Raw genomic sequence first — 20430 nt, forward strand, 5'->3', positions numbered from 1 at the left:
CACGTGGTTCTCAGGTTCGCATGGGGGCGGTGGCGAACTCCTTCATGCCGTCCTCGAAGGCCACAGTGGGGGCCCAGCCGAGCTCGCTCCTGAGGCGGGCGGGGGAGGCCACGAGGTGGCGCACATCGTCGAAGCGGCAGCGGCCGGTGATCACCGGCGCGGGGCCTCCCGACAGGTCGGTAAGAGTGTGGGCGAGCTGCCCGACCGTCCTGGGCGCTCCCGTCGCCACGTTGTAGGCGCGGAACCCCGGGCGGTCCACCCCTATCGCGGCCACATTGGCCAGCGCGATGTCGCGGACGTGGATGAAGTCCCTGCGCATCGCGCCGTCTTCGAACAGCTCGATGGCCTGCCCGTTCTGCAGGACCGAGCGGAAGACGCAGGTGACCCCGGAGTAGGGGGAGTCGTGTGACATGCCGGGGCCGTACACCTGGTGGTAGCGCAGCGCCACCGCCGTGCCGCCGGTCTCCCTGGCCCATGCTCCCACCAGGTGCTCCTGGGCCAGCTTGGTCGCACCGTACACATTGAGCGGGGCCAGCCGGTCGTCCTCGTCGAGATCGGCGGGCGCCGTCGTGGACCCGCAGCGGGGGCAGAGCGGGTCGAAGCGGCCCTCGGCCACGTCGGCGGGCGAGCGCGGCCCCGGCGACACGCGGCCGTGCTCGGCACAGGTGTAGACGCCCTCACCGTAGATGACCACGGAGCTGGCGAAGACGAGCCTGCCCATTCCCGCCTTCGTCATCGCGGCCAGCAGGATCGCCGTGCCCATGTCGTTGATCGACGCGTACTCCGGCGCGTCGGAGATGTGGTGCCCGCGGCCCACCATCGCGGCCTGGTGGCACACGACATCGACCCCGCTTATCGCCGCCTCCACGGTGCCGGGATCGCGGACGTCCCCATGGATGAACTCCACGTCGTCGGGGAAGTCGGGCAGCCGTCCCCCGTGTACGGCCGGCAGCAGGGCGTCCAGGACCCGCACCTCGTGACCTTGCTCCCGCAGGGCCTCCACGATGCGGGTCCCGATGAACCCGGCTCCTCCCGTGACCAGAACGCGCATGTCTCTAATGCCTTTCGGAGCGGTCGCCGAACTGGTCGAGCATCTCCTCGACCAGCGTTGTCGAGTGGGTGCCCGCCGCGAAGGCGGGATGGTCGATGACCTGCCGCAGGAAGCCGGCGGTCGTGTGGAGGCCCGCGCCCTCGATCCGGAACTCCGCGAGGGCCCGGTCCATCCGGCGCAGGGCGGCCTCCCTGCCGGGCGCCCACACGACGACCTTGGCCAGCAGTGAGTCGTACTCGGGACTGATCCGCTGTCCGGCGTGGCCGTGCGTGTCGACCCTGGTGAAGGGACCGCCGGGCGGGACGAAGGTGTCCAGCACCCCGGGCGTCGGCATGAAGGCCCGCGCCGGGTCCTCGGCGTTGACGCGGCACTCGACGGCCACCCCTCGCGGAGCCACGTCGTCCTGGGTGAGCGACAGCGGCTCTCCGGCCGCGATCAGGATCTGCTCACGCACCAGGTCGATCCCGGTGACCATCTCGGTCACCGGATGTTCCACCTGCAGCCGGCAGTTGGCCTCCATGAAGTAGAAGCCGTCCTTCTCCACGAGGAACTCGAACGTGGCGGCTCCGGTCAATCCCAGGACGCGGGCGGCGTGCGTCGCGGCGGAGGTCATCCCGTCGAGCAGGCAGGCCGGCAGCCCTGGCGAAGGCGTCTCTTCCAGCAGCTTCTGCCGCCTGCGCTGGACCGAACAGTCTCGCTCACCCAGATGGACGACGCCGCCGTGCTGGTCGGCCAGGACCTGAACCTCGACGTGGCGGCTGGATCGCAGGTAGCGCTCCACGTAGACGCGGTCGTCACCGAACAGGGACCGCGCCTCGGCCCTGGTCCTGGCGAAGGCTCCGGACAGCTCGCGCGGATGGTCGACCACGGCCATGCCGCGCCCGCCACCGCCGGCGCTGGCCTTGATGATGACCGGGTAACCCAGATGGTCGGCCGCCTCCTGGGCCTGCACGGCCGTCGAGGTCGCGGTACGGCTGCCCGGCAGCACGGGGAGCCCGGCGCCCACCACGGCGGTACGCGAGTGGACCTTGTCGCCCAGGGTGGACAGCACCCGCGGAGACGGGCCGATGAAGGTGAGGTCGTGGTCGGCGCAGACCTCGGCGAAGTCGGGATCCTCGGACAGGAAGCCGTACCCCGGGTGGATGGCGTTCGCGCCGCAGAGCCTGGCGGCCTCGATGACGGCGGGGATGTTCAGGTAGCTGTGACGCGCGGGCGCGGGGCCGATCTGGACGGCCTGGTCGGCCAGCCGTACGGCGGGTGAGTCCGCGTCGGCTGTGGAGTGCGCGACGGCGACCCTGATGCCGAGTTCCTTGCAGGTGCGGACGATCCGCAGCGCGATCTCCCCGCGGTTGGCCACGAGTATGGTCTTGAACATGGCGCTCAGGAGGTTTCCGGGGTGATGACGAACAACTCCTGGCCGTACTCGACGGGTGTGCCGTCGATGACGCAGGCCATGGCCACATGGCCGGCCACGTCGGCGTCGATCCTGTTCATCAGCTTCATCGCCTCGAGGATGCCGAGCTGCTGACCGGCGACGACGTAGTCGCCCACCTGGACGAACGGCTTCTCTCCCGGGGCGGGCGCCGCGTAGAAGGTGCCGACGAGCGGGGCGGCGACCGCGTGTCCGGACACGGTGGAAGGGGTGGCGGGCGGATCGGTGGAAGGGACGGCGGGCGGATCGGTGGGCGGATCGGTGGAAGGCGTGGCGGGCCAGGCCAGCTCCACCTCGGCGCCGGAGAAGGCGAGCCGCAGGTGCGCCACGGGGCGGTCGCGGGTGGCGTCCAGAATCCCGATGAGGTGATGCCGCAACGTTGCCAGGGCTCCCGTGGCCGCCGAGTCCTGCGGTGGTGTGTCAGTTGGTGGTGTGTCAGTCATGGAAGTCTCCCGTTCCCGGGCCTCCGTACAGGGAGAAGCGCCTGCGGCGCTCCTCTACCAGTACGGCGGGCTCCAGCTCTGCAAGCTCGTCCAGATGAGCGGCGACCGCGTCCTTGACGGCCATGGAGGTGGCCTGCGGATCGGTGTGGGCGCCGCCGGGCGGTTCGGGGATGACGGCATCGACGATGCGGTGTCGTAGCAGCCCGTGCGCCCCGAGCTGCAGGGCCGCGGCGGCGCGCGGCGCGGCGGCCGGGTCACGCCACAGGATGCTGGCACACCCCTCGGGGCTGATCACCGAATAGACGGCGTTCTCCAGGGCCAGCACCCGGTCGGCCACCGCCAGCGCGAGAGCTCCGCCGCTGCCTCCCTCACCGGTGATGACGCTGACGATGGGAACCGGCAGCCCGGACATCAGACGGAGGTTCTCCGCGATGGCGAAGGCCTGGCCGCGCTCCTCGGCCTCCTGCCCGGGATGGGCCCCCGGCGTGTCGACGAGCGTCAGCACGGGCAGCCGCAGCTTGGCGGCCAGCCGCAGCAACCGCCTCGCCTTGCGGTAACCGGCGGGCGAGGGCATCCCGAAGTTGCGGGCGATCCGCTCACGCAGGTCGTGGCCTTTCTGGACGCCGATCACCACGATCGGCCGCCCGGCCAGGTCGCCGACGCCGCCGATGATCGCCGGGCAGTCGCCGGAGGCGCGGTCGCCACGCAGTTCCTGGAACCCGTCCACGATGGCGTCCACGTGGTCGAGCGCGGTGGGCCTGCCGGGATCCCTGGCGAGTTGCACGGCCCGCCACAGATCGGCGTCGTCAGGGCGGCCCATGACCCGGCTGACCCTCGCGCACGGCACACGGGGAGGTCGCTCGCCGTCGGCGGTGGCGAGCAGCCGCCCGATGACCTCGCGCAGCTCGGCGCGCGGCACGATGGCGTCGATCAGGCCATGCTCCAGCAGGAACTCCGCCGTCTGGAAGCCATCGGGCAGCCGATGGCCGATCGTCTGCTCGATCACGCGCGGCCCCGCGAAGCCCATGCGCGCCCTCGGCTCGGCCAGGATCACGTCGGCGAGCGCGGCGAAGGAGGCGGCGACACCGCCGTAGGTAGGGTCGGTGACCAGCGAGATCGTCAGGATTCCCGCCTCGTCCAGCCTGGTCAGGGCCTGGCTGGTCTTGACCATCTGCATGAGGGCCAGGGCCCCCTCCTGCATGCGCGCCCCGCCCGAGGCGCTGATGAGGATCAGCGGGATCCGGTCGTTCAGGGCCTGTCGCGCCGCCCGCTCGATGCGCTCTCCGACGCCGCCGCCCAGGCTGCCGCCGAGGAAACGGAAGTCCATCGCGCCCGCGACGAGGGGACGCCCCATGATCGTGCCCGTCGCGCAGACGATCGCCTCATCCAGCCCTGTCGACTCGCGTGCCTGTTCCAGGCGCTCGCGGTAGGGGCGGATGTCGGTGAAGTCCAGCGGGTCGTCGGCGTCGGGCGGTGCCGGCAGTTCCTTCCACTCCCCGTCGTCGAACAGCAGCTCAAGGCGGTGGCGGGCGTCGAGCCGCCCGTGGTGCCCGCATTCGGGGCACACCTGCAAAGTGCGGGCCAGCCGCCGGTCGTACACGGGGGTGCGGCAGCTCTCGCAGCGCGCCCAGGTCCCTTTCACCATCGGGCCTCATCGGGGGCGTTGCCGAACTGGGCCCAGAGTCGCCTCTCCTCGTCGGAGGGCCGCAGGTGCGATACGAGACGCTCAGGGTGCCCGGGGACCATCGCCTCCTCGGGAGGCATCCAGTCCCCCGACCATGAATAATGGGAGTGGCCAATCGCCGCCAGACCTGTCGTCAAATAGCGGGCGAATGCCCGGGATTTCGTCCAGAAAAATTTTCCGATGATTTTCAGGGACATCGCACCCCCTTTGTTAACAGCCGGTTACCTTACCGGATGTGAGCAATTGTCATATTCTCCGCCTCGCTCGATTGGCGGCGCGAGAAGATTGTCGGGGACGTCCTTCCTTGTGACTCTGCGTCTCGCCGCTCGAGGATCGGTAGAGATCGACTTGAGGTGCGACAATCCGACTATCGGTCATAAGAAGTGTTATGTCAGACAAACGGAACATAGCTCGCATTGTTGATCATTGTGTCGTGTGGTGCCAGGTAGGCGTCGGTCCGCCGATCCCGTCGGCGCCGAGCAGCTCCAGGGCCCTCTGGGGCGCGGGCGATCCGGCGGCGCCGGCTCGCCCGCGCCGCAAGGGGCCCTGGTTGCGGACGGTAGGCGCCTCATCCGTTAAGTGACACATAACGCGGTTCTGGACTGTCCCGAATGACTGTTGACAATGTTCTTTGGAATGTTGGGCAATTCTTGACAGCCTAACGGTGACGCACTCGTCACTTTCGGAAACATTGCCAGGTCGACCCGCCTCGTTGTGGACGCGGCCCGCGGCAGAGTTGCCAGGGAATAGCCAGCTTCGGCGGCCTGTCCGGATTTATGTTCAGATGCTGTCACAAACCCTGGACTTTCAATAACATGCTTCTATATGTTGCTCGATGTGACTTAGTCAGAGCGCCTCTGGCGCCGTATGTCGGAGGTGGCGCAGGCCGGAGGGCGAGCTGAAAGGCTTCGCCCTAACGGGGAATTCGCGTCGAGTCTCAGGTGGTTCTCGGGGTCTTCGTAGCACTGTCTCGGGCCGGATGATCGTGGCTTGCCCTTCCGGCTACCGGAGGCGTTGGAGCTTGCTGCCGCCCGTGGAGACGCCTGGCGCTTGGCGGGTCAAGCGAAGGCTGGTGGCATATGCAATTCCGTGTGCTGGGTCCACTTGAGGTCACTGAGGGCGATAAAGTGCTGACACCGAGTGCGCTCAAGCAGCGTACCGTGCTCGCTCTGCTGGTGACCCATCGCAACCGCGTCGTGCCGGTCAGTACGCTGATCGAGGAGATCTGGGGCGAGTCGCCGCCCAAGAGCGCGGTCACTACCCTCCAGACGTACGTCTACCAGGTCCGCAAACTGTTCGCCGTGCACGCGGGACAGCACGCCGACGACATCCTCATCACCAAGCCACTCGGCTATGTGGCCGCCATCTCGCCCGACGACCTCGACCTGACCGTGTTCGAGAAGCTCCTGGCCAGAGGGCGGGCGGCTCTGGACACGGGCCAGGTCGAGGAGGCCTCCACCGCGCTCCACTCCGCCCTTCGCCTGTGCAGGGGGAGCGCGCTGCCCGACGTGCAGCGCGGGGCGCTGCTCTCCGCGCAGGTCGCCAGGATCGACGAGGCCATGTTGCGCGCGCTGGTCCTGCGCGTCGAAGCCGACCTGCAGCTGGGGCGGCATCACGAGCTGGTCAGCGAGTTGCGCGCGCTGGTCGCCGAGAACCCGCTGCACGAGGATCTCTACGCCAAGCTGATGATCGCGCTCTACCGGTCCGACCGGCGCTCCACCGCGCTGGAGGTCTACCACGAGTTGCGCTGCTCGCTCAACCGGGAGCTCGGGCTCGACCCGTCCCCCGCCCTGCGGCGCCTGCACCAGGAAGTGCTGTCCGACGCGCCTTCGCTGCAGCCTCCCGTGCAGGCCCGTACGTGGGGTGGCACGATCCTGCAGAACGTGCAGCTCGCGCAGCTTCCGCCGGACATCGGAGACTTCGCGGGAAGAAACGATGATTTGGCCGACCTGGACAGGCTGCTCACCCCGCGCGAGACCGCCCCGAGGGTGGTCGTGCTGACGGGGTCGGCGGGCATCGGCAAGTCGGTGCTCGCCAGCAGGGCCGCCCACCGGGTGAGAGACCGGTTCCCCGACTGCCAGCTCTACGCCGACCTGGCCGGCGACACCGGGCCGGCCGATCCCGCCGAGGTGCTCGCCGGGTTCCTGCGGACGGTCGGAGTGCGCCCCGATCTGATCCCCAGCAGCCTGCGCGGTCGTGAGCAGCTCTTCAGGGCCTGGGGTGCCAACCGGGCGGGACTGTTGCTGCTCGAGAACGCCACCTCCGCCGCCTTGTTACGGCCGCTCCTGCCGAGCGGCCCGCACTGGGCGGTCGTGGTCACCAGCCGCTCCGTGCTGACCGGGCTGGCGGGAGCCGACCACCTGCGCATCGGCCTGCTCACCGTCGAGGAGGCGGTGGAGATGCTCGGCAACATCGTCGGGAAGGAACGAGTGGCCGCTGAGCCCGAGGCCGCCGTCGATATCGTCACGATGTGCGGGCTGTGGCCGCTGGCCATCCGTACGGCGGCCGACCGCCTGGTCGCCGCGCCGCACTGGACGCTGGACAAGCTGGTCGTACGGCTCAGCGACGAGTGCGACAGGCTCAGCGAGCTGCGCACCGAGGACCTCGACATCCGCGCGGAGATCGCCTCCAGCTACCAGGAACTCGACGATGTCGAGCGGTCGGCCGTGCTCACCCTGGCGGCGGCCAAGACCTCCATCTTCACTCTTGGCGCGGCCGCGTCGATGCTGGAGGGTGACAGACAGCTCGTGGACAGCACGCTCGACAGCCTGGTCATCAGGCAGTTCCTGCACACCGCCGTCGAGCAGGGCCTTCCCAACGGCGACATCGGCTACCAGATCCCCGTGCTGTTCCGGCTGTTCGCCATGGAGCTCCTGGAGACCGTCGGGCCGATCCTGGGTCTTGTCTAGTCATGCGCCGGCTCGGGCGCCGACCAGCATGCGCCGGCTCAGGCACCTGCGTATGCGCCGGCCAGCTCGGTGAGGGTGGTCACCGCCTCGGCCGGACTCGGCTGGGCGGCGTTCTCCGCCGCCACCTCGAGGGCGGCCCGCCGTATCGACTGGTCGCTCAGCAGGACTCGTACCGCCTGCCTCGCCTCGGCGGCGTCCAGCTGGGGGTAGGGCACTGACAGGCCGACGCCGCGCGCGGCCACGCGCTCGGCGTTGACCAGCTGGTCGCCCTTGACGGGCACGACGAGCTGGGGGACGCCGCACGCGGCGGCCGTCATCGTGGTGCCCGCTCCGCCCTGGTGGACGACGGCGGCACAGGTCGGCAGCAGCAGGTTCAGCGGGACGCCGCAGGCGACCCGGACCCCTGGCGGCAGGTCACCGAGCAGCTCACGCTGGGCGGGGTCCACCGCGAGCACGATCTCGCCGTCCACGCCGGCCAGGGCGCGCAGCAGTTCCTCCAGCGGCTCCAGATTCCCTCGGGCCTGGGCCAGCGAGGTGCCCCAGGTGACGCAGACCCTGGGTCCGCCCTCGTGCAGCCAGGCCGGCGCGTGGGTGCGCCCGTTGTGCGGGATGTAGCGCATCCGCCACCGCTCGGGCAGGCTGGGCAGGCCGGGAACCTGCAGGCTGGGCGGGCACGGGCACAGCGTCGCCGTCCCCGCCGCGTCGACGCCGGTCAGCCCCAGCCGCTCCCACAGCGGCGCCAGCAGCGGCCACTCGGCGCCCCGCCGCGGCGAGGTGTGGTCGATCCCGTAGGGGAGTCTCACCGAGGGGATGCCGAGCGCCCGCGCCGCCGCGGGTCCGGCGTACTCGCGCGGCTCGAACACCAGCAGGTCGGCCGGCCACTCCCGCGCGATGGCGACCACGTCGTCCACGATCGCCTCGGCCGCGAGCCGGAACATCGTCATCGTCCGCACCGTCCGCTCATCGGCGCCGCCCGCGGGGTCGCCCCTGACGGTCAGGTCCAGGCCGAGCCAGGCGGCGCCCGGGTCGGCGTCGGTGCCCGAGGCGACCGGCTGCAGCCCGGCCTCGGCGATCCGCGCGGCGAAGGACGGCTGGGCGGCGACCCGCACCTCGTGCCCGGCCAGGCGCAGGGCCCAGCCCAGCGGCACCATCGGAAAGTAGTGCGAGGCCGCGGCGTACGTCGTGAAGAGGACCCGCATGAGGCGCTCCTGTCGATGGTGCGATGAGGGTTGGCCGTCAGCGTGGGACCGGCCCCTCGTGAGCCGATCCTGGATCGGTTGAGGCACTCCGGCTCATCGATACTCGAGCGGATCGCGAACGCTCGCTGCGACCGTGACAGCACATGTCACCCGAGGGAGTGGTCGCCCTATGCGCGTGTTGTTCACCACCTGGGCGTGGAGCCCGCATTACTTCCCGATGGTCCCGCTGGCCTGGGCCCTGCGCAACGCCGGGCATGAGGTCCGGGTCGCCGGGCAGCCGGGGATCATCGACCCGATCGTCAACTCGGGTCTGCCCGCGGTCAGCGTGGGCAAGGACATCGACTTCGTGGAGACCGTACGCCAGCAGATGGGCATCGACGGAACCGCGGAGATGACTCCCGAGCGCTGGCGCGAGCTGCGCAAGGGCAAGGGCAAGGCGGCCCTGCGGATCTTCGTGGATCTCGCCGAGGCCATGGTGGACGACCTCGTCGATTTCGGCCGCGCCTGGCGGCCCGACCTGGTGGTGCACACCCCGTCGGGGTTCGCGGGACCGCTGACCGCGGCCGCGCTCGGCGTGCCCAACGTCCGCCATCTCAAGGCGCCCGACATCGCCTACCCGGCGCGGGAACTGGAGGTGGAGCTGTTGGAGCCGCTGCGCAAGAGGCTGGGGATCTCCGCCCCCGTCGACCCGATCGGCGCGTTGACCGTCGACCCGTGCCCGCCGCGCATGCAGGTCCCATCGGAGTACCCCCGGCAGCTCATCCGCTACATCCCCTACAACGGCCCGGGAGTCATGCCAGACTGGCTGCTGGAGCCGGCCGAGCGGCCTCGTGTCTGTGTCACCTGGGGCACCACCCTGGGCAGGCTCAACCCGAACATGGTCCTGGCCGGCACGATGCTGCGGGCCATCGCCGAGCTCGACGTGGAGGTCGTGGCGACCGTCGCCCCCGGGCACGCGGCCCTGGTGGGGGATCTTCCGGCGGGTGTCAGGCTGGTGGAGTCCCTGCCGCTGCACATGCTCCTGCCGACCTGCGACGCCATCGTCCATCAAGGCGGCACGGGCACCACCATGACCAGCCTGGTCTGCGGCGTGCCACAACTGATCGTGCCGCAGTTCCCCGACCACGCCTTCAACGCCGCCCGCCTCGCGGGAGCGGGCGGCGGCATCGTGCTGATGCCCGAAGACGCCGATCCCGAAGCGGTACGCGCCCATGTGCGGCGGCTGCTCGATGACGAGGAACTGCGCGCCTCCGTGCGCAGCCTGCACGACGAGGCGGTGAGCCAGCAGGCCCCCACGGAGATCGTGGGCGTGCTGGAGGATCTCGCCGCCCGCTCACCGCACGCGCCGGCTCACTCCTGATCCCGAAAGTGATCCCGAAAGGTAGATCCGCATGATCGGCAGAAAGCAACTCCCCGAGGACTACCGCAAGTGGAACGAGCGCTGGGGCGCCCCGTTCGGCCACGCCGCCGGTCGGCGCCTGGCCGCGGGCGGGCATCCCACGCAGGACGTCCGGGCCGCCCAGCACAACCCGAGCGGCCCCGACTTCGGCCCGTTCGCCTTCCAGCCCGCCAGCCACACGCGCATCTACGAATACCCGTGGGCCTACCTCACGGCCGAGCTCGACTCGCCCAAGCGGCTGCTCGACATCGGCGGCGGCGCCAGCGGCTTCCAGTTCGTGGCCGGCATGGAGGGGCACGACGTCGTCAACGTCGATCCCACGGCCAGGAGCGACTACAACGACTGGAGCGACCCCGGCTACATCCTGCTGACCCCCAACCGGCACCAGGTGCTCAACAACACCTTCGGCACCTCGGTCAAGCTCGTCGCCGAGCGGATCCAGGACGCCGACCTCGGGGTCGAGAGCTTCGATCGGATCTTCTGCCTGTCGGTCCTCGAACACCTGGACGCCGCCGAGACGCTGGAGATCATCGACCACTGCGTCAAGCTGCTGCGTCCGGGCGGGATGCTGCTGCTGACCGTCGACCTGTTCCTGGACCTCAAGCCGTTCGGGGTCATGACCAGGAACGTGTGGGGCATCAACCAGGACGTCCACGCCCTGGTCGAGCGCTCAGGCCTGGACCTGGTCGCCGGAGACCCGCGCGAGCTGCTCGGTTTCCCCGAGTTCGACTTCGAGCGGGTCGTGGACCTGCTGCCCGAGCTGTTGATCTCGAAGGTGTACCCGGTGATGACGCAGACGGCCGCCCTGCGGAAGCCGGTCGGGTGAGTTCCGGCACGCTGACGCTCGCCCTGGCCGACCTGGGCGGGGCCACCACCGCCCAGGTCGGCACCAAAGCGGCCACTCTGGGCGGGCTCATGGCCGCGGGTTTCCTCGTGCCCGGCGGGTTCGTACTCACCACGCGTGCGCTGGCCCTCGCGCTGGAGGAAGGAGTTGTGGCGAAGGGAGCTGTGGCGGAGGGAGCCGTGGGAGAGGGAGCGCTGCCGGAAGGCGGGGTCCCCCGTGAGGTCGCCGATGCCCTGTGCGCGGCCTACGACGCGCTCGGCGGCGGCCCCGTCGCCGTGCGCTCCTCCTCCGCCGACGAGGACCTCCCCGGCCGCTCGTACGCGGGGATGTACGACACGGTGCTCGACGTCACGGGGCACGACGCGCTGCTGGACGCGGTGCGGACCTGCTGGGCCTCGGCCTTCCATGACCGGGTCGCCGCCTACCGGGGTGACCGGGAGCCCTCGATGGCCGTGCTGGTGCAGCGCATGGTTCCCGCCGAGGCGGCTGGGGTGGCCTTCAGCGCCAATCCCGTCACAGGCGACCGGGACGAGACGCTGGTGAGCGTGGTCGCGGGGCTGGGGGAGCGGCTGGTCTCGGGGCAGGCCACGCCCGACGAGTGGTCCGTACGCGAAGGCAGGCCCACGCGGACCGCGGAGTCCGAGAACGCGCTCGGTGAGAAGGAGGTCGCGGCCGTCGCCGACCTGGTCGCCAGGGTCGAGGCGTGGGCGGGGGTGCCGGTGGACGTGGAGTGGGCCTGGTACGGCGGCGCGGTGGCGCTGCTGCAGGCCCGTCCGATCACCACTCTCGGCGACACGGGGGCACCGAACGGATCAGCGCCGCCGCCCGGATTCTGGACGCGTGGCGAGTACTCGCTCAAGCCGCTGTCCCCGATGAACGTCTGCACTCTGATCCAGGCCGTCAATGACTTCAGCACCGAGCTGTTCAGGTTCGCTGTCGCGGACCGCGTACAGGTGCGCAGCATCGAGGGCTGGTCCTACGTCAGGATCGCTCTCATCCACGAGCCCGAAGCCATCCTGAAGCGCCTCACCCGGATCGCGGCGGCCCTGCGCGCCGACGAACCCTGGCAGCTCGTCAGCTCCTGGCACGACACCTGGGAGCCGGAGATCGCCGCGGGCATCGACCGCGCGAAGCGGACCGACCTGGCGGCGCTGACCGACACCGAGCTGCTCGACCGGCTGGCCGCGCTGCACGAACTGGCCGCCGAGGCGCAACGTCTGCACTTTCTGGTGGGCGGCGCATCCAGCCTGGTCTGGGGCGAGCTCGGTGCCGTCTGCGAGGAACTGCTCGGCTGGGACGTGGCCCAGGTTCTCGTGCTGGTGTCCGGGACGCCGGGCAAGACCAGCGAGCCCGCGCGCGAGCTGTCCGGCCTGGCGGCCTTGGCCCGCGGTAAGCCCGCCGTCCGGGACTTGCTGCTCCAGGAGGCGGAGGCCGACCGGGTCCTCGCCGCCGATCCCGAGTTCGCCGCCCGGGTGCGGGCGTTCATGGACGTGTACGGCCTGCGCTGCCTCGGCGCCGACCTGGCCGAGCCCACCATGGCCGAACGCCCCGCTTCCCTGCTGCGCCTGGTGGCCGCCCAGCTCGAGGCCCCCGGCCCCGCCGCGGGCACTGAGGCGGCCAGGGCACGGAAGAAGGCGGTCGCCGAGGCCCACGCCCGGCTCGCCACCTCCGGGGACGATTCCGGGAGCGACACGGTCGCCCGGTTCGAGCGGCTGCTGGAGCGCGCGCTCATCGCCTACCCGCTCAGGGACGACACGGCCTTCCATGCCCACACCGCCTGGGGCCTGTTCCGGCTCGGCCTGCTGGAGACGGGCCGTCGCCTCGTCCTGCGTGGCCAGATCTCCGAGGAGGCCGACGTGTTCATGCTGAACCTGGACGAGGTGCGCTCGGCCGTCGCCGACGGCCGGCCGCGAGGCGAGCTGGTCGCCGCCGAGACGGCGCGCGTGGCATGGGCCGCCATGCACATGGGGCCCCAGTCCTACGGGGACCCGCCCACGCTTCCCCCGGTGGCCGAGACGATGGCCGGGCTGGACGCCGACGATCACGCCGCGCTGGCCCCCATGCGCTGGGTCGACGCCGCCTACCGGGTCGGCTCCGAACGCCCGGAACAGAGCCCGGGCGTCCTGCTGCGCGGCGTGGCCGCCTCGGCCGGGCGCTACACGGGGCCGGTCAGGATCCTGGTCAGCGAGGCCGACTTCGCCAAGCTCGAGCCGGGTGACGTGCTGGTCTGCCCGGAGACCACGCCGCAGTGGTCGATGCTGTTCGGCAGTGTCGGCGCGCTGGTCACCGACAGCGGCGGGCTGCTCTCCCACCCGGCGATCATCGCCAGGGAGCACGGCGTGCCCGCCGTCGTCGCGACCGGCAACGCCACCCGGCTGCTGCGCGACGGCCAGCTCGTCACCGTGGACGGCCGGGCCGGACTGGTGGAGGTCCTGTCGTGACGTCGATGTCCGCCATCGAGGCGCGGGACCTTCGCAAGACCTACACCCCACCGTCCGGCGAGGTGCACGCCGTATGCGGCGTCGACCTGGAGGTCGGGCGCGGGGAGTTCTTCGGGCTGCTCGGGCCCAACGGCGCGGGCAAGTCCACGACGATCGGCATGCTGACCACGCTGGTGACCCCCAGCGGCGGCGTCGCGAGGGTGTCGGGCTTCGACGTCAGCCGCGACCCGCTGGAGGTCAAGCGCAGGATCGGCGTCATGGGGCAGTTCAACACCCTGGACCGCGAGCTGAGCGTCATCGACAATCTGGAGTTCCGCGGCCGCTATGTCGGGCTGTCCCGGCGGGCGGCGCGGGCCCGCGCCGAGCTGCTCCTGGAGCAGTTCGAGCTGGCCGACAGGCGCGACGCGGAGGCGGCACAGCTGTCGGGCGGCCAGATGCGCCGCATGATGATCGCCCGTACCCTGATCAACCGCCCCGAGGTGCTCTTCCTCGACGAGCCCACCGCCGGCATCGACCCGCAGACCAGGATCGATCTGTGGGGTGTGCTGCGGGAGATGCACGCGAGCGGCCAGACGGTCCTGCTGACCACCCATCACCTGGAGGAGGCCGAGGCGCTGTGCGAGCGGGTGGCCATCATCGACAAGGGGCGGGTGCTGGCCTGCGACACCGTCGACGCGCTCAAGAAATCCCACGGCGACACCGTCATCACCGCCACCTACGACGTACCGCCGCCCGGCGAGCCGCGGGCCCTGCTCGGGCGCGAGGGCGTCAGCGCGGTGACGGTCTCGGGGGCGCAGATCCGCGTCGTCACCACCCGGCCAGAAGGCCTGTTGCGGGAGTTGATCGACATCGGCGCCGCGCACGGCGCCGACCTGCTGGACATCACCACCCTGCGCCCGAGCCTGGAGAGCGTCTTCCTGGCGCTGACCGGAAGGGAGTACCGCAATGACCACATTGGACATCGCGCCGCCCGCTGAGGAGACGCGGCGCCTGGGCGGGGCCCACACCTTCTGGGCGATGCTGGCCAGGGACGCCAGGGTCGTGCTGCGCAAGCAGTGGTTCACGTTCCTGTCGCGGGTGCTGGTGCAGCCGCTGCTGTTCATGTTCGTCTTCTCGTACGTCCTGCCGGCGGCCCAGCTCTCCCCGGCCGCCGGTGGCGTCTCCTACAGCACGATCATGATCCCTGGCATCCTCGCCACCACGATGATCTACGCCGGCATCATGGGCGTCTCGGTGCCGCTCATCTCGCAGATGTCCTTCCCGCGCGAGATCGAGGACCGGCTGCTGGCCCCCATCCCGCTCTGGGCGCTCGCTCTCCAGAAGATCACCTCGGGCGCGATACAGGCGCTGCTCGCCGCGATCTGTGTCTTCCCGGTTCTCTACTTCACCCACGCTCCCGGGGAGTCGCCGGTGCTGCTGGTGACGAGCTGGCCGCTGTTCGCCGCCGTCGTCGTCTCGGGGGCGCTGCTGTCGTCGTGCCTGGGCCTGCTACTGGGGACGATCATCGACCCCACCCAGTTCAACCTGCTCTTCACCGTGATCATGATGCCGGCGCTGATGCTGGGCTGCGTCTACTATCCCTGGGCCGCGCTCGGCAACCTCCCCTGGCTTCAGGCTCTCGTGTTGCTCAACCCGATCGTCTACCTCAGCGAGGCGTTGCGCGCCGTACTGACACCGGTCATGCCGCATATGCCGCAGTGGGCGTTCATGCTCGCGCTGGTCGGCGGGACCCTGGTGACCGCGCTGCTCTCGATCCGGTTCTTCCGCAAGGCCGTCAGCAAGTAGAGCCGTCAGCGAGTAGAGCCGTCGGCAGGTAGAGCCGTCAGCAAGAAGACGACAGAGGGCGGGCCGGTGCGTGACGCACCGGCCCGCCCCGTTTTCTGGAAGTCGCTCCTAGCGCACCAGCTCCACCAGCTTGTCGGCCACTGTGGCCGGCAGCGGCTGCGCGGCGATCTCCGCTTGGACGCGGCGCGCCGCTTCGGCGAAGGACGGGGTGGCGAGCACCTCGGCGACCCGTGCGGCGATGGAGGCGGCGTCGGCCCCGGCGTCCAGCACGTCACCGGCGCCGGTTTTGGCGAGCTGACCGACGTTGACCTTGTGGTCGGGCAGGACGGGCGCGATCAGGTGCGGCACGCCGAAGGCGGCGGTGGTCAGTGTGGTCCCCATGCCGCCCTGGGAGATGACCAGGTCGCAGCCGGGTAGCACGGCGCCCAGCGGCACCGTCTCGGCCACGTGCACATTGTCCGGCATCGGGCCCAGCGCGCGGCGATCGGCCTCGGACAGTGCGGCGACGACGTCCACGCCGAGCTCCGCGACCGCTTTGATGATCTTCCCGGCCACGAAATCGTAGTACTCGAAGCGGTACATGCTCGTACCCCAGGTGACGCAGACTCTCGGGCGCTTGCCGCCGTCCAGCCAGGAAGGCAGCTCGGCCGTGCCGTTGTAGGGGACATAGCGCATGAGCTGGCGCGGGAAGTCGCCTTCGACCTGCATGCTCGGCGGGCAGGCGTCCACCGTCACCCGCCCCGCCAGGTCGACCATGCCGAGCCCCAGCCGCTCGGTGAGCTCGGCCAGCGCGGGCGACTCCGTCCAGCGCAGCGGTGAGAGGCAGTCCAGGCCCAGCAGGTGCCGTACGGCGGGCACCCCCGTCAGTTCGGCCACCAGCGGCGCCGCGTAGGTCGTCTCCTCGAAGACGATCAGGTCGGGCCGCCAGGCCCGCACCGCGTCCGTCAGAGGCCCGGCCATCGCCTCGGCGATCTGCGCGAAATCCCTGATGGTGCGCGACTCGGTCTTGCCGCCCACCTGCACTTTGCGGGGCAGGGCTCCCGGCTTGAGAAAGCGCTCGACCGCCGCGCTCACCTCCTCGTCGGTGCCCAGCGGCATCGCGGGCAGCCCTGAGCGCAGCACGTGCCGCGTCAGCCGGGGCTGGGTCGCGATCATCACGTCGTGTCCGGCCAGCCGGAACGCCCAGGCCAGCGGAACCAGCGGTTGGTAGTGAGAGGGACCCCAGGCCCACATGGTGATCATCACACGCATGTCCTCACCATCGCAGGACCGCCTCGAGGCTCGCTGGAGGGCGGAGAGCGCCCCGCGAGCGCGCCTCGATCGGGACTCCAGACGCCACTGTCACCTTCTCGGGTGAGGTGCTGTCCCTCCGACAAGGACTGTCCTATGGAGATAAGTGTTGGCCTGCCGGCCATGGTTCCCGGCACGGGCCCCGACCAAGTCGTCGGATGGGCGCGCGCCGCCGAGGAGTACGGCTTCGCCGGCGTCGCGGCTCTGGACAGGGTCGTGTTCGGCAACTACGAGCCGATGGTGACGCTGGCGATGGTGGCGGGCGCCACCACCCGGGTGCGCCTGGCGACGACGGTGCTCCTCGGCCCCCTGCGTGGCAACGGCACGCTACTGGCCAAGCAGGCGGCGACGCTGCACCTGCTGACGGGCGGCCGCCTGATGCTGGGCGTGGCCGTGGGCGGGCGCGAGGACGACTACACGGCCACCGGCGCGCCGTTCGCCGAGCGGGGCCGGGACCTGGACGAGATGCTGGCGCGGATGCGCGGCGTCTGGCGAGGCGCCGCCCGGGTCGGCCCTGAGCTGTCCGGCGGCGGGCCGCCGATCATCGTGGGAGGTCACTCGCCGGCCGCCCTGCGCAGAGCGGCTCTGCACGCCGACGGCTGGATCGCGGGCGCGGGCTCCGCCGAGCCGTACGAGGCGCGGGTGCGGCGGCTCACCGCCGCGTGGCGCGCGGCGGGCCGCACCGACCGGCCGAGGCTCATGGCCCTGGTCTACTACGCGCTGGGGCCCGGCGCGGACGACCAGGTCAGCGCGTACGTCGACGCCTGCTACGGCGGGCTCGGCCCTTACGCGGGGCGGGTGGCCTCGGGCGCGGTGACGACCGCGGCGCAGGTCGCGGCGGTGGTGGACCGGCACGCCGAGGCGGGCTGCGACGAGCTGGTGTTCTTCCCCTGCGCGGCGGGCGCCGACCAGCTCGAGCGACTGGCCGGGCTGGTCGAGCCGACCGCGACGACCGCGACGACCGCGACGACCGGGACGGCGACGACCGCGACGAGCGCGACGACCGCTGCGGCCGCTGCGGTCGCTGCGGCGACTGCGACCACCGCCGCGACCTCGGCGACCTCGGCGGCTTCGGTGGCTTCGGTGGGCAGGTCGCGATGACGCACAGAACCGCGTTGGTGACCGGTGCCGCCAGAGGTCTCGGGCGCGCGGTCGCCGAACTGCTGGCCAGGAACGGGCACCGGGTGATCGTCACCGCCCGCGACCGGGAGGCCGCCGTGGAGACCGCCCGCGCCATCGGGCACGACGCGCTGGCGGTCCGGCTCGACGTGATCGACGAGGAGTCGGTGGCCAAGGCCCTCGACCGCGTCGGCGCCGTCGACATCCTGGTCAACAACGCGGGCATCCTGCTGGACGGGCGGGCGGGTGAGCCGGCCGTGGAGGAGCGGACCTTCGCGGTCAACACGCTCGGCTCGTGGCGGGTGTCGCGGGCCTTCGTCCCCGGCATGGTCGAACGCGGCTGGGGTCGCGTCGTGATGGTCTCCAGCGGCACGGCCTCCTTCGCGGGCGGCCTGCACGCGGGCACCCCTGCCTACACAGTCTCCAAGGTCGCGGTCAACGCGCTGACGGTCGTGCTGGCCAAGAGCGTCCACGGCACCGGAGTCCTGGTCAACGCCGTCAACCCCGGCATGGTCAGGACCCGCATGATGCCCCAGGCCACGACCTCGCCCGAGGAGGCGGCGCCCGACGTCGTCTGGGCCGCAACTCTCCCCGACGACGGGCCGACCGGCGAGTTCCTCCGGTCCCGGCGAAGCATCCCCTGGTAACCGATCCGACAACTGATGAGGTCCCGTGCGAAGAACGCTCATGATGCTGGCGCTGCTGATCGGCCTGACACCGCTGCTCACCTCGCCGGCGGCGGCCGCCACAGTCTCCTACCCGTGCGGCTGGCGCTCGGCGGCGCCGCAGACCTACGACCATGTGATCTGGATCTGGCTGGAGAACACCTCCTACGGCCAGCTCATCGGCAACAAAGACGCGCCCGCGTTCAACCTGCTCGCCCACCAGTGCGGCACGGCCACCTCTTACTACGGGATGACCCATCCCTCCTTCCGCAACTACATCGCGGCCACCAGCGGGGTCGACTGGCACGGCGCGCCGGCCTCCTGTGACCCCGGCGTCCCCGACTACTGTTACGCACCGTTCCCCTCGATCCTCGACCAGGTCAAGGCGCAGGGAAGGGAATGGCGGATCTACTCCGACGGGATGCCGGAGAACTGCCGGGCGACCGACGCCGAGCCGTACGTCGTGCACCACAACCCCGCGCCCTATTACCCGCAGATCGCCGACGACTGCGCCCGCTGGAACGTCCCCGCCGGCACGCCCAGGTCGGGCGCGCTCCACGACGACCTGGGCGCCGGTACTCTGCCCGCGTTCTCGTTCCTGGTCGCGGACAAGGACCACGACATATCGGGTACGGAGCTCTCCGCGGGCGACACCTGGCTCGGCGGGTGGCTGCTGCGCATCCTGTCCAGCCGCGCGTACCTGTCCGGTAAGACCGCGGTGATCGTCTCCTTCGACGAGGGGTACGGCCTGGGCACCGACGAGGAGTGCGTGACCACCCGCAGCGAGACCTGCCACGTGCCCACCTTCGTGGTCTCCCCCTCCACCCGCCCAGGCGCCAAGTCCGACACGTTCTTCAACCACTACTCGCTGCTGCGCACCACCGAGGAACTGCTCGGCATCCCCGACCACCTGGAGCAGGCCGGCGATCCCGCCACCCAGAGCATGCGATCGGCGTTCACCTTCTGATGCGCGTGCTCTTCACGGCGTGGGGCTGGGCCACGCACGTGCATCCCATGCTCCCGCTGGCCGGGGCCTTGGCCGCGGCGGGCCATCAGGTGCTGTTCGCGGTCCCGCCCGCGGTGAAGGGCATCCCCGCGACGGCAGGGCTCCCGGCCGTCGCGGTCGGCGGCGACCGCGACGTCCTCCCGGCATTCCGCGGCTTCGCCGTCGGCTCCATCGTCGGCTCCGTCGTCGGTTCCGTCGCGGGCTCCGTCCCGCCGCCCCGCCCCGGCGGGGCGCCGCGGGTCCTGGGCCTCTTCGCGGATCTGGCCCAGGAGATGGCGGGCGATCTGGTGGACGTGGCCAGGGAGTTCGCTCCCGACGTGGTCCTGTACGACCCGACGGCCCTCGCGGGCCCGGTCGCCGCCGCCAGCGTCGGCGTCCCCGCCATCCGCCACCTGTACGGCCTGGACCTGCTCAGACCGGCGGCCGTCGCGGTGACGAGGGCGCTCGAACCCCTCTGCGACCGGTTCGGGCTCCCCCCGATCGACCCGGTGACCGCCCCCGCCGTGGATCCCTGGCCGGGACCCGCACGGCCGGGAGACCTGCCCATCCGCTACATCCCGCACGGCGACTACATCCCGCACGGCGACTACATCCCGCACGGCGACGGCGACCGGGCACTCCCGCCGCCCGCCGCCGGCCGTCGCCGGGTCTGCGTCACCTGGGGACACACCATGGCCAGGCTCGACGACGAGCTCTTCCTGGCCGGCCGCGTCGCCCGCGCCGTCGCCGCCGATCCCTCGCTCGAGGTGGTCGTCGCGGCGGCTTCCGGGCACCGGCGCCTGCTCGGCGACCTACCGCCGACCGTGCGGGTCGTCGAGGACGAGCCGCTGGGCCGCACCCTCCTGGGCTGCGACGCGCTGATCTCCCAGGGCGGTGCGGGCACCGTACTCACCGGGCTCGTCCGCGGCGTCCCCCAGCTCGCGGTGGGTCAGCTCCCCGACCACCTGGCCCACGCGCGCCGCGTCGCCGAACACGGGGCGGGGCGCGCGCTCACCCCGGACCAGATCCAGGACGGCATCCTGCGGCGGGAGCTGGCGCTCCTGCTGGACACCCCGTCCTACCTCGAGGCCGCGGTCCGCCTGCGCGACGAGATCCGGGCTCGCCCGGCCCCCGCGGATGTGGCGGCCCGTCTCATCGCCATCCTGACAGCTCGCTGAGAGGGC

At 71.1% G+C, this 20430-nt stretch carries 17 protein-coding genes; 10 read left to right on the forward strand and 7 right to left on the reverse strand.

Translation table 11 applies throughout. The annotated features are described in order from the left end of the window. Positions 1-10: 10 nt before the first annotated feature. From ACGFJ2_RS04520 to ACGFJ2_RS04540, 5 genes are read right to left on the reverse strand one after another with little or no spacing between them, the layout of a single operon-like run. On the reverse strand, positions 11-1051 hold the full coding sequence (locus tag ACGFJ2_RS04520) for an NAD-dependent epimerase/dehydratase family protein (protein WP_357951586.1): 1041 nt from the start codon (positions 1049-1051) through the stop codon (positions 11-13). A 4-nt stretch (positions 1052-1055) separates the two neighbouring features. Next, the gene (locus ACGFJ2_RS04525; protein ID WP_357951587.1) at positions 1056-2426 is read right to left on the reverse strand and encodes an acetyl-CoA carboxylase biotin carboxylase subunit; all 1371 of its coding nucleotides are present in this window, start codon (positions 2424-2426) and stop codon (positions 1056-1058) included. 5 nt (positions 2427-2431) lie between these two features. Then, the gene (locus tag ACGFJ2_RS04530) at positions 2432-2926 is read right to left on the reverse strand and encodes an acetyl-CoA carboxylase biotin carboxyl carrier protein (protein ID WP_393464576.1); all 495 of its coding nucleotides are present in this window, start codon (positions 2924-2926) and stop codon (positions 2432-2434) included. After that, positions 2919-4571, reverse strand: a complete 1653-nt coding sequence (locus ACGFJ2_RS04535) for an acetyl-CoA carboxylase carboxyltransferase subunit alpha (protein WP_357951591.1) — start codon at positions 4569-4571, stop codon at positions 2919-2921. The genes ACGFJ2_RS04530 and ACGFJ2_RS04535 overlap by 8 nt, the downstream gene beginning before the upstream one ends. Continuing rightward, the gene (locus ACGFJ2_RS04540) at positions 4565-4807 is read right to left on the reverse strand and encodes a DUF6059 family protein (RefSeq protein WP_357951592.1); all 243 of its coding nucleotides are present in this window, start codon (positions 4805-4807) and stop codon (positions 4565-4567) included. Before ACGFJ2_RS04540 ends, ACGFJ2_RS04535 begins: the two co-directional genes overlap by 7 nt. A gap of 930 nt (positions 4808-5737) precedes the next feature. Here ACGFJ2_RS04540 and ACGFJ2_RS04545 point away from each other — a divergent pair. Then, the gene (locus ACGFJ2_RS04545) at positions 5738-7519 is read left to right on the forward strand and encodes a BTAD domain-containing putative transcriptional regulator (RefSeq protein WP_358182699.1); all 1782 of its coding nucleotides are present in this window, start codon (positions 5738-5740) and stop codon (positions 7517-7519) included. Positions 7520-7557: 38 nt separating this feature from the next. On the opposite strand, the gene ACGFJ2_RS04550 is transcribed toward ACGFJ2_RS04545, so the two are convergent. Beyond that, a complete protein-coding gene (locus tag ACGFJ2_RS04550; protein WP_393464581.1) occupies positions 7558-8718 on the reverse strand; it encodes a nucleotide disphospho-sugar-binding domain-containing protein in 1161 nt (386 codons plus the stop codon). Positions 8719-8887: 169 nt separating this feature from the next. Between ACGFJ2_RS04550 and ACGFJ2_RS04555 the strand changes: the two genes are divergently transcribed. From ACGFJ2_RS04555 to ACGFJ2_RS04575, 5 genes are read left to right on the forward strand one after another with little or no spacing between them, the layout of a single operon-like run. Then, a complete protein-coding gene (locus ACGFJ2_RS04555) occupies positions 8888-10078 on the forward strand; it encodes a nucleotide disphospho-sugar-binding domain-containing protein (protein ID WP_357951597.1) in 1191 nt (396 codons plus the stop codon). Positions 10079-10109: 31 nt separating this feature from the next. Continuing rightward, positions 10110-10943, forward strand: coding sequence for a class I SAM-dependent methyltransferase (locus ACGFJ2_RS04560; RefSeq protein WP_357951599.1), 834 nt, complete (start codon positions 10110-10112; stop codon positions 10941-10943). Further along, positions 10940-13402: a PEP/pyruvate-binding domain-containing protein gene (locus tag ACGFJ2_RS04565; RefSeq protein ID WP_393464586.1), complete on the forward strand. Its 2463-nt coding sequence runs from the start codon at positions 10940-10942 to the stop codon at positions 13400-13402. The genes ACGFJ2_RS04560 and ACGFJ2_RS04565 overlap by 4 nt, the downstream gene beginning before the upstream one ends. Positions 13403-13407: 5 nt before the next feature. Beyond that, entirely contained in the window at positions 13408-14379 is a 972-nt protein-coding gene (locus ACGFJ2_RS04570; RefSeq protein WP_357951616.1) for an ABC transporter ATP-binding protein, read from the forward strand. Beyond that, positions 14348-15187 (forward strand): ABC transporter permease, encoded by an 840-nt coding sequence (locus ACGFJ2_RS04575; RefSeq protein WP_357951602.1) that lies wholly within the window; start codon positions 14348-14350, stop codon positions 15185-15187. The genes ACGFJ2_RS04570 and ACGFJ2_RS04575 overlap by 32 nt, the downstream gene beginning before the upstream one ends. A gap of 108 nt (positions 15188-15295) precedes the next feature. On the opposite strand, the gene ACGFJ2_RS04580 is transcribed toward ACGFJ2_RS04575, so the two are convergent. Beyond that, positions 15296-16438: a nucleotide disphospho-sugar-binding domain-containing protein gene (locus ACGFJ2_RS04580; protein WP_393464589.1), complete on the reverse strand. Its 1143-nt coding sequence runs from the start codon at positions 16436-16438 to the stop codon at positions 15296-15298. Positions 16439-16573: 135 nt separating this feature from the next. Between ACGFJ2_RS04580 and ACGFJ2_RS04585 the strand changes: the two genes are divergently transcribed. From ACGFJ2_RS04585 to ACGFJ2_RS04600, 4 genes are read left to right on the forward strand one after another with little or no spacing between them, the layout of a single operon-like run. After that, entirely contained in the window at positions 16574-17578 is a 1005-nt protein-coding gene (locus tag ACGFJ2_RS04585; protein ID WP_393464592.1) for an LLM class flavin-dependent oxidoreductase, read from the forward strand. Next, positions 17575-18243, forward strand: coding sequence for an SDR family NAD(P)-dependent oxidoreductase (locus ACGFJ2_RS04590; RefSeq protein ID WP_393464595.1), 669 nt, complete (start codon positions 17575-17577; stop codon positions 18241-18243). Before ACGFJ2_RS04585 ends, ACGFJ2_RS04590 begins: the two co-directional genes overlap by 4 nt. Positions 18244-18268: 25 nt before the next feature. Then, a complete protein-coding gene (locus tag ACGFJ2_RS04595; RefSeq protein WP_393464598.1) occupies positions 18269-19228 on the forward strand; it encodes an alkaline phosphatase family protein in 960 nt (319 codons plus the stop codon). Beyond that, positions 19228-20424: a nucleotide disphospho-sugar-binding domain-containing protein gene (locus tag ACGFJ2_RS04600; protein ID WP_393464601.1), complete on the forward strand. Its 1197-nt coding sequence runs from the start codon at positions 19228-19230 to the stop codon at positions 20422-20424. Before ACGFJ2_RS04595 ends, ACGFJ2_RS04600 begins: the two co-directional genes overlap by 1 nt. Positions 20425-20430 lie beyond the last annotated feature (6 nt).

This window comes from Nonomuraea sp. NPDC049028 (genome assembly GCF_043197735.1).
Classification (GTDB): domain Bacteria; phylum Actinomycetota; class Actinomycetes; order Streptosporangiales; family Streptosporangiaceae; genus Nonomuraea.

What these genes read in the sequence shown, in the direction of transcription:
- ACGFJ2_RS04520 (WP_357951586.1), bottom strand. Translation starts at nt 1,051, where the DNA reads ATGCGCGTTCTGGTCACGGGAGGAGCCGGGTTCATCGGGACCCGCATC.
- ACGFJ2_RS04525 (WP_357951587.1), bottom strand. Translation starts at nt 2,426, where the DNA reads ATGTTCAAGACCATACTCGTGGCCAACCGCGGGGAGATCGCGCTGCGG.
- ACGFJ2_RS04530 (WP_393464576.1), bottom strand. Translation starts at nt 2,926, where the DNA reads ATGACTGACACACCACCAACTGACACACCACCGCAGGACTCGGCGGCC.
- ACGFJ2_RS04535 (WP_357951591.1), bottom strand. Translation starts at nt 4,571, where the DNA reads ATGGTGAAAGGGACCTGGGCGCGCTGCGAGAGCTGCCGCACCCCCGTG.
- ACGFJ2_RS04540 (WP_357951592.1), bottom strand. Translation starts at nt 4,807, where the DNA reads ATGTCCCTGAAAATCATCGGAAAATTTTTCTGGACGAAATCCCGGGCA.
- ACGFJ2_RS04550 (WP_393464581.1), bottom strand. Translation starts at nt 8,718, where the DNA reads ATGCGGGTCCTCTTCACGACGTACGCCGCGGCCTCGCACTACTTTCCG.
- ACGFJ2_RS04555 (WP_357951597.1), top strand. Translation starts at nt 8,888, where the DNA reads ATGCGCGTGTTGTTCACCACCTGGGCGTGGAGCCCGCATTACTTCCCG.
- ACGFJ2_RS04560 (WP_357951599.1), top strand. Translation starts at nt 10,110, where the DNA reads ATGATCGGCAGAAAGCAACTCCCCGAGGACTACCGCAAGTGGAACGAG.
- ACGFJ2_RS04570 (WP_357951616.1), top strand. Translation starts at nt 13,408, where the DNA reads ATGTCCGCCATCGAGGCGCGGGACCTTCGCAAGACCTACACCCCACCG.
- ACGFJ2_RS04575 (WP_357951602.1), top strand. Translation starts at nt 14,348, where the DNA reads ATGACCACATTGGACATCGCGCCGCCCGCTGAGGAGACGCGGCGCCTG.
- ACGFJ2_RS04580 (WP_393464589.1), bottom strand. Translation starts at nt 16,438, where the DNA reads ATGCGTGTGATGATCACCATGTGGGCCTGGGGTCCCTCTCACTACCAA.
- ACGFJ2_RS04585 (WP_393464592.1), top strand. Translation starts at nt 16,574, where the DNA reads ATGGAGATAAGTGTTGGCCTGCCGGCCATGGTTCCCGGCACGGGCCCC.
- ACGFJ2_RS04590 (WP_393464595.1), top strand. Translation starts at nt 17,575, where the DNA reads ATGACGCACAGAACCGCGTTGGTGACCGGTGCCGCCAGAGGTCTCGGG.
- ACGFJ2_RS04600 (WP_393464601.1), top strand. Translation starts at nt 19,228, where the DNA reads ATGCGCGTGCTCTTCACGGCGTGGGGCTGGGCCACGCACGTGCATCCC.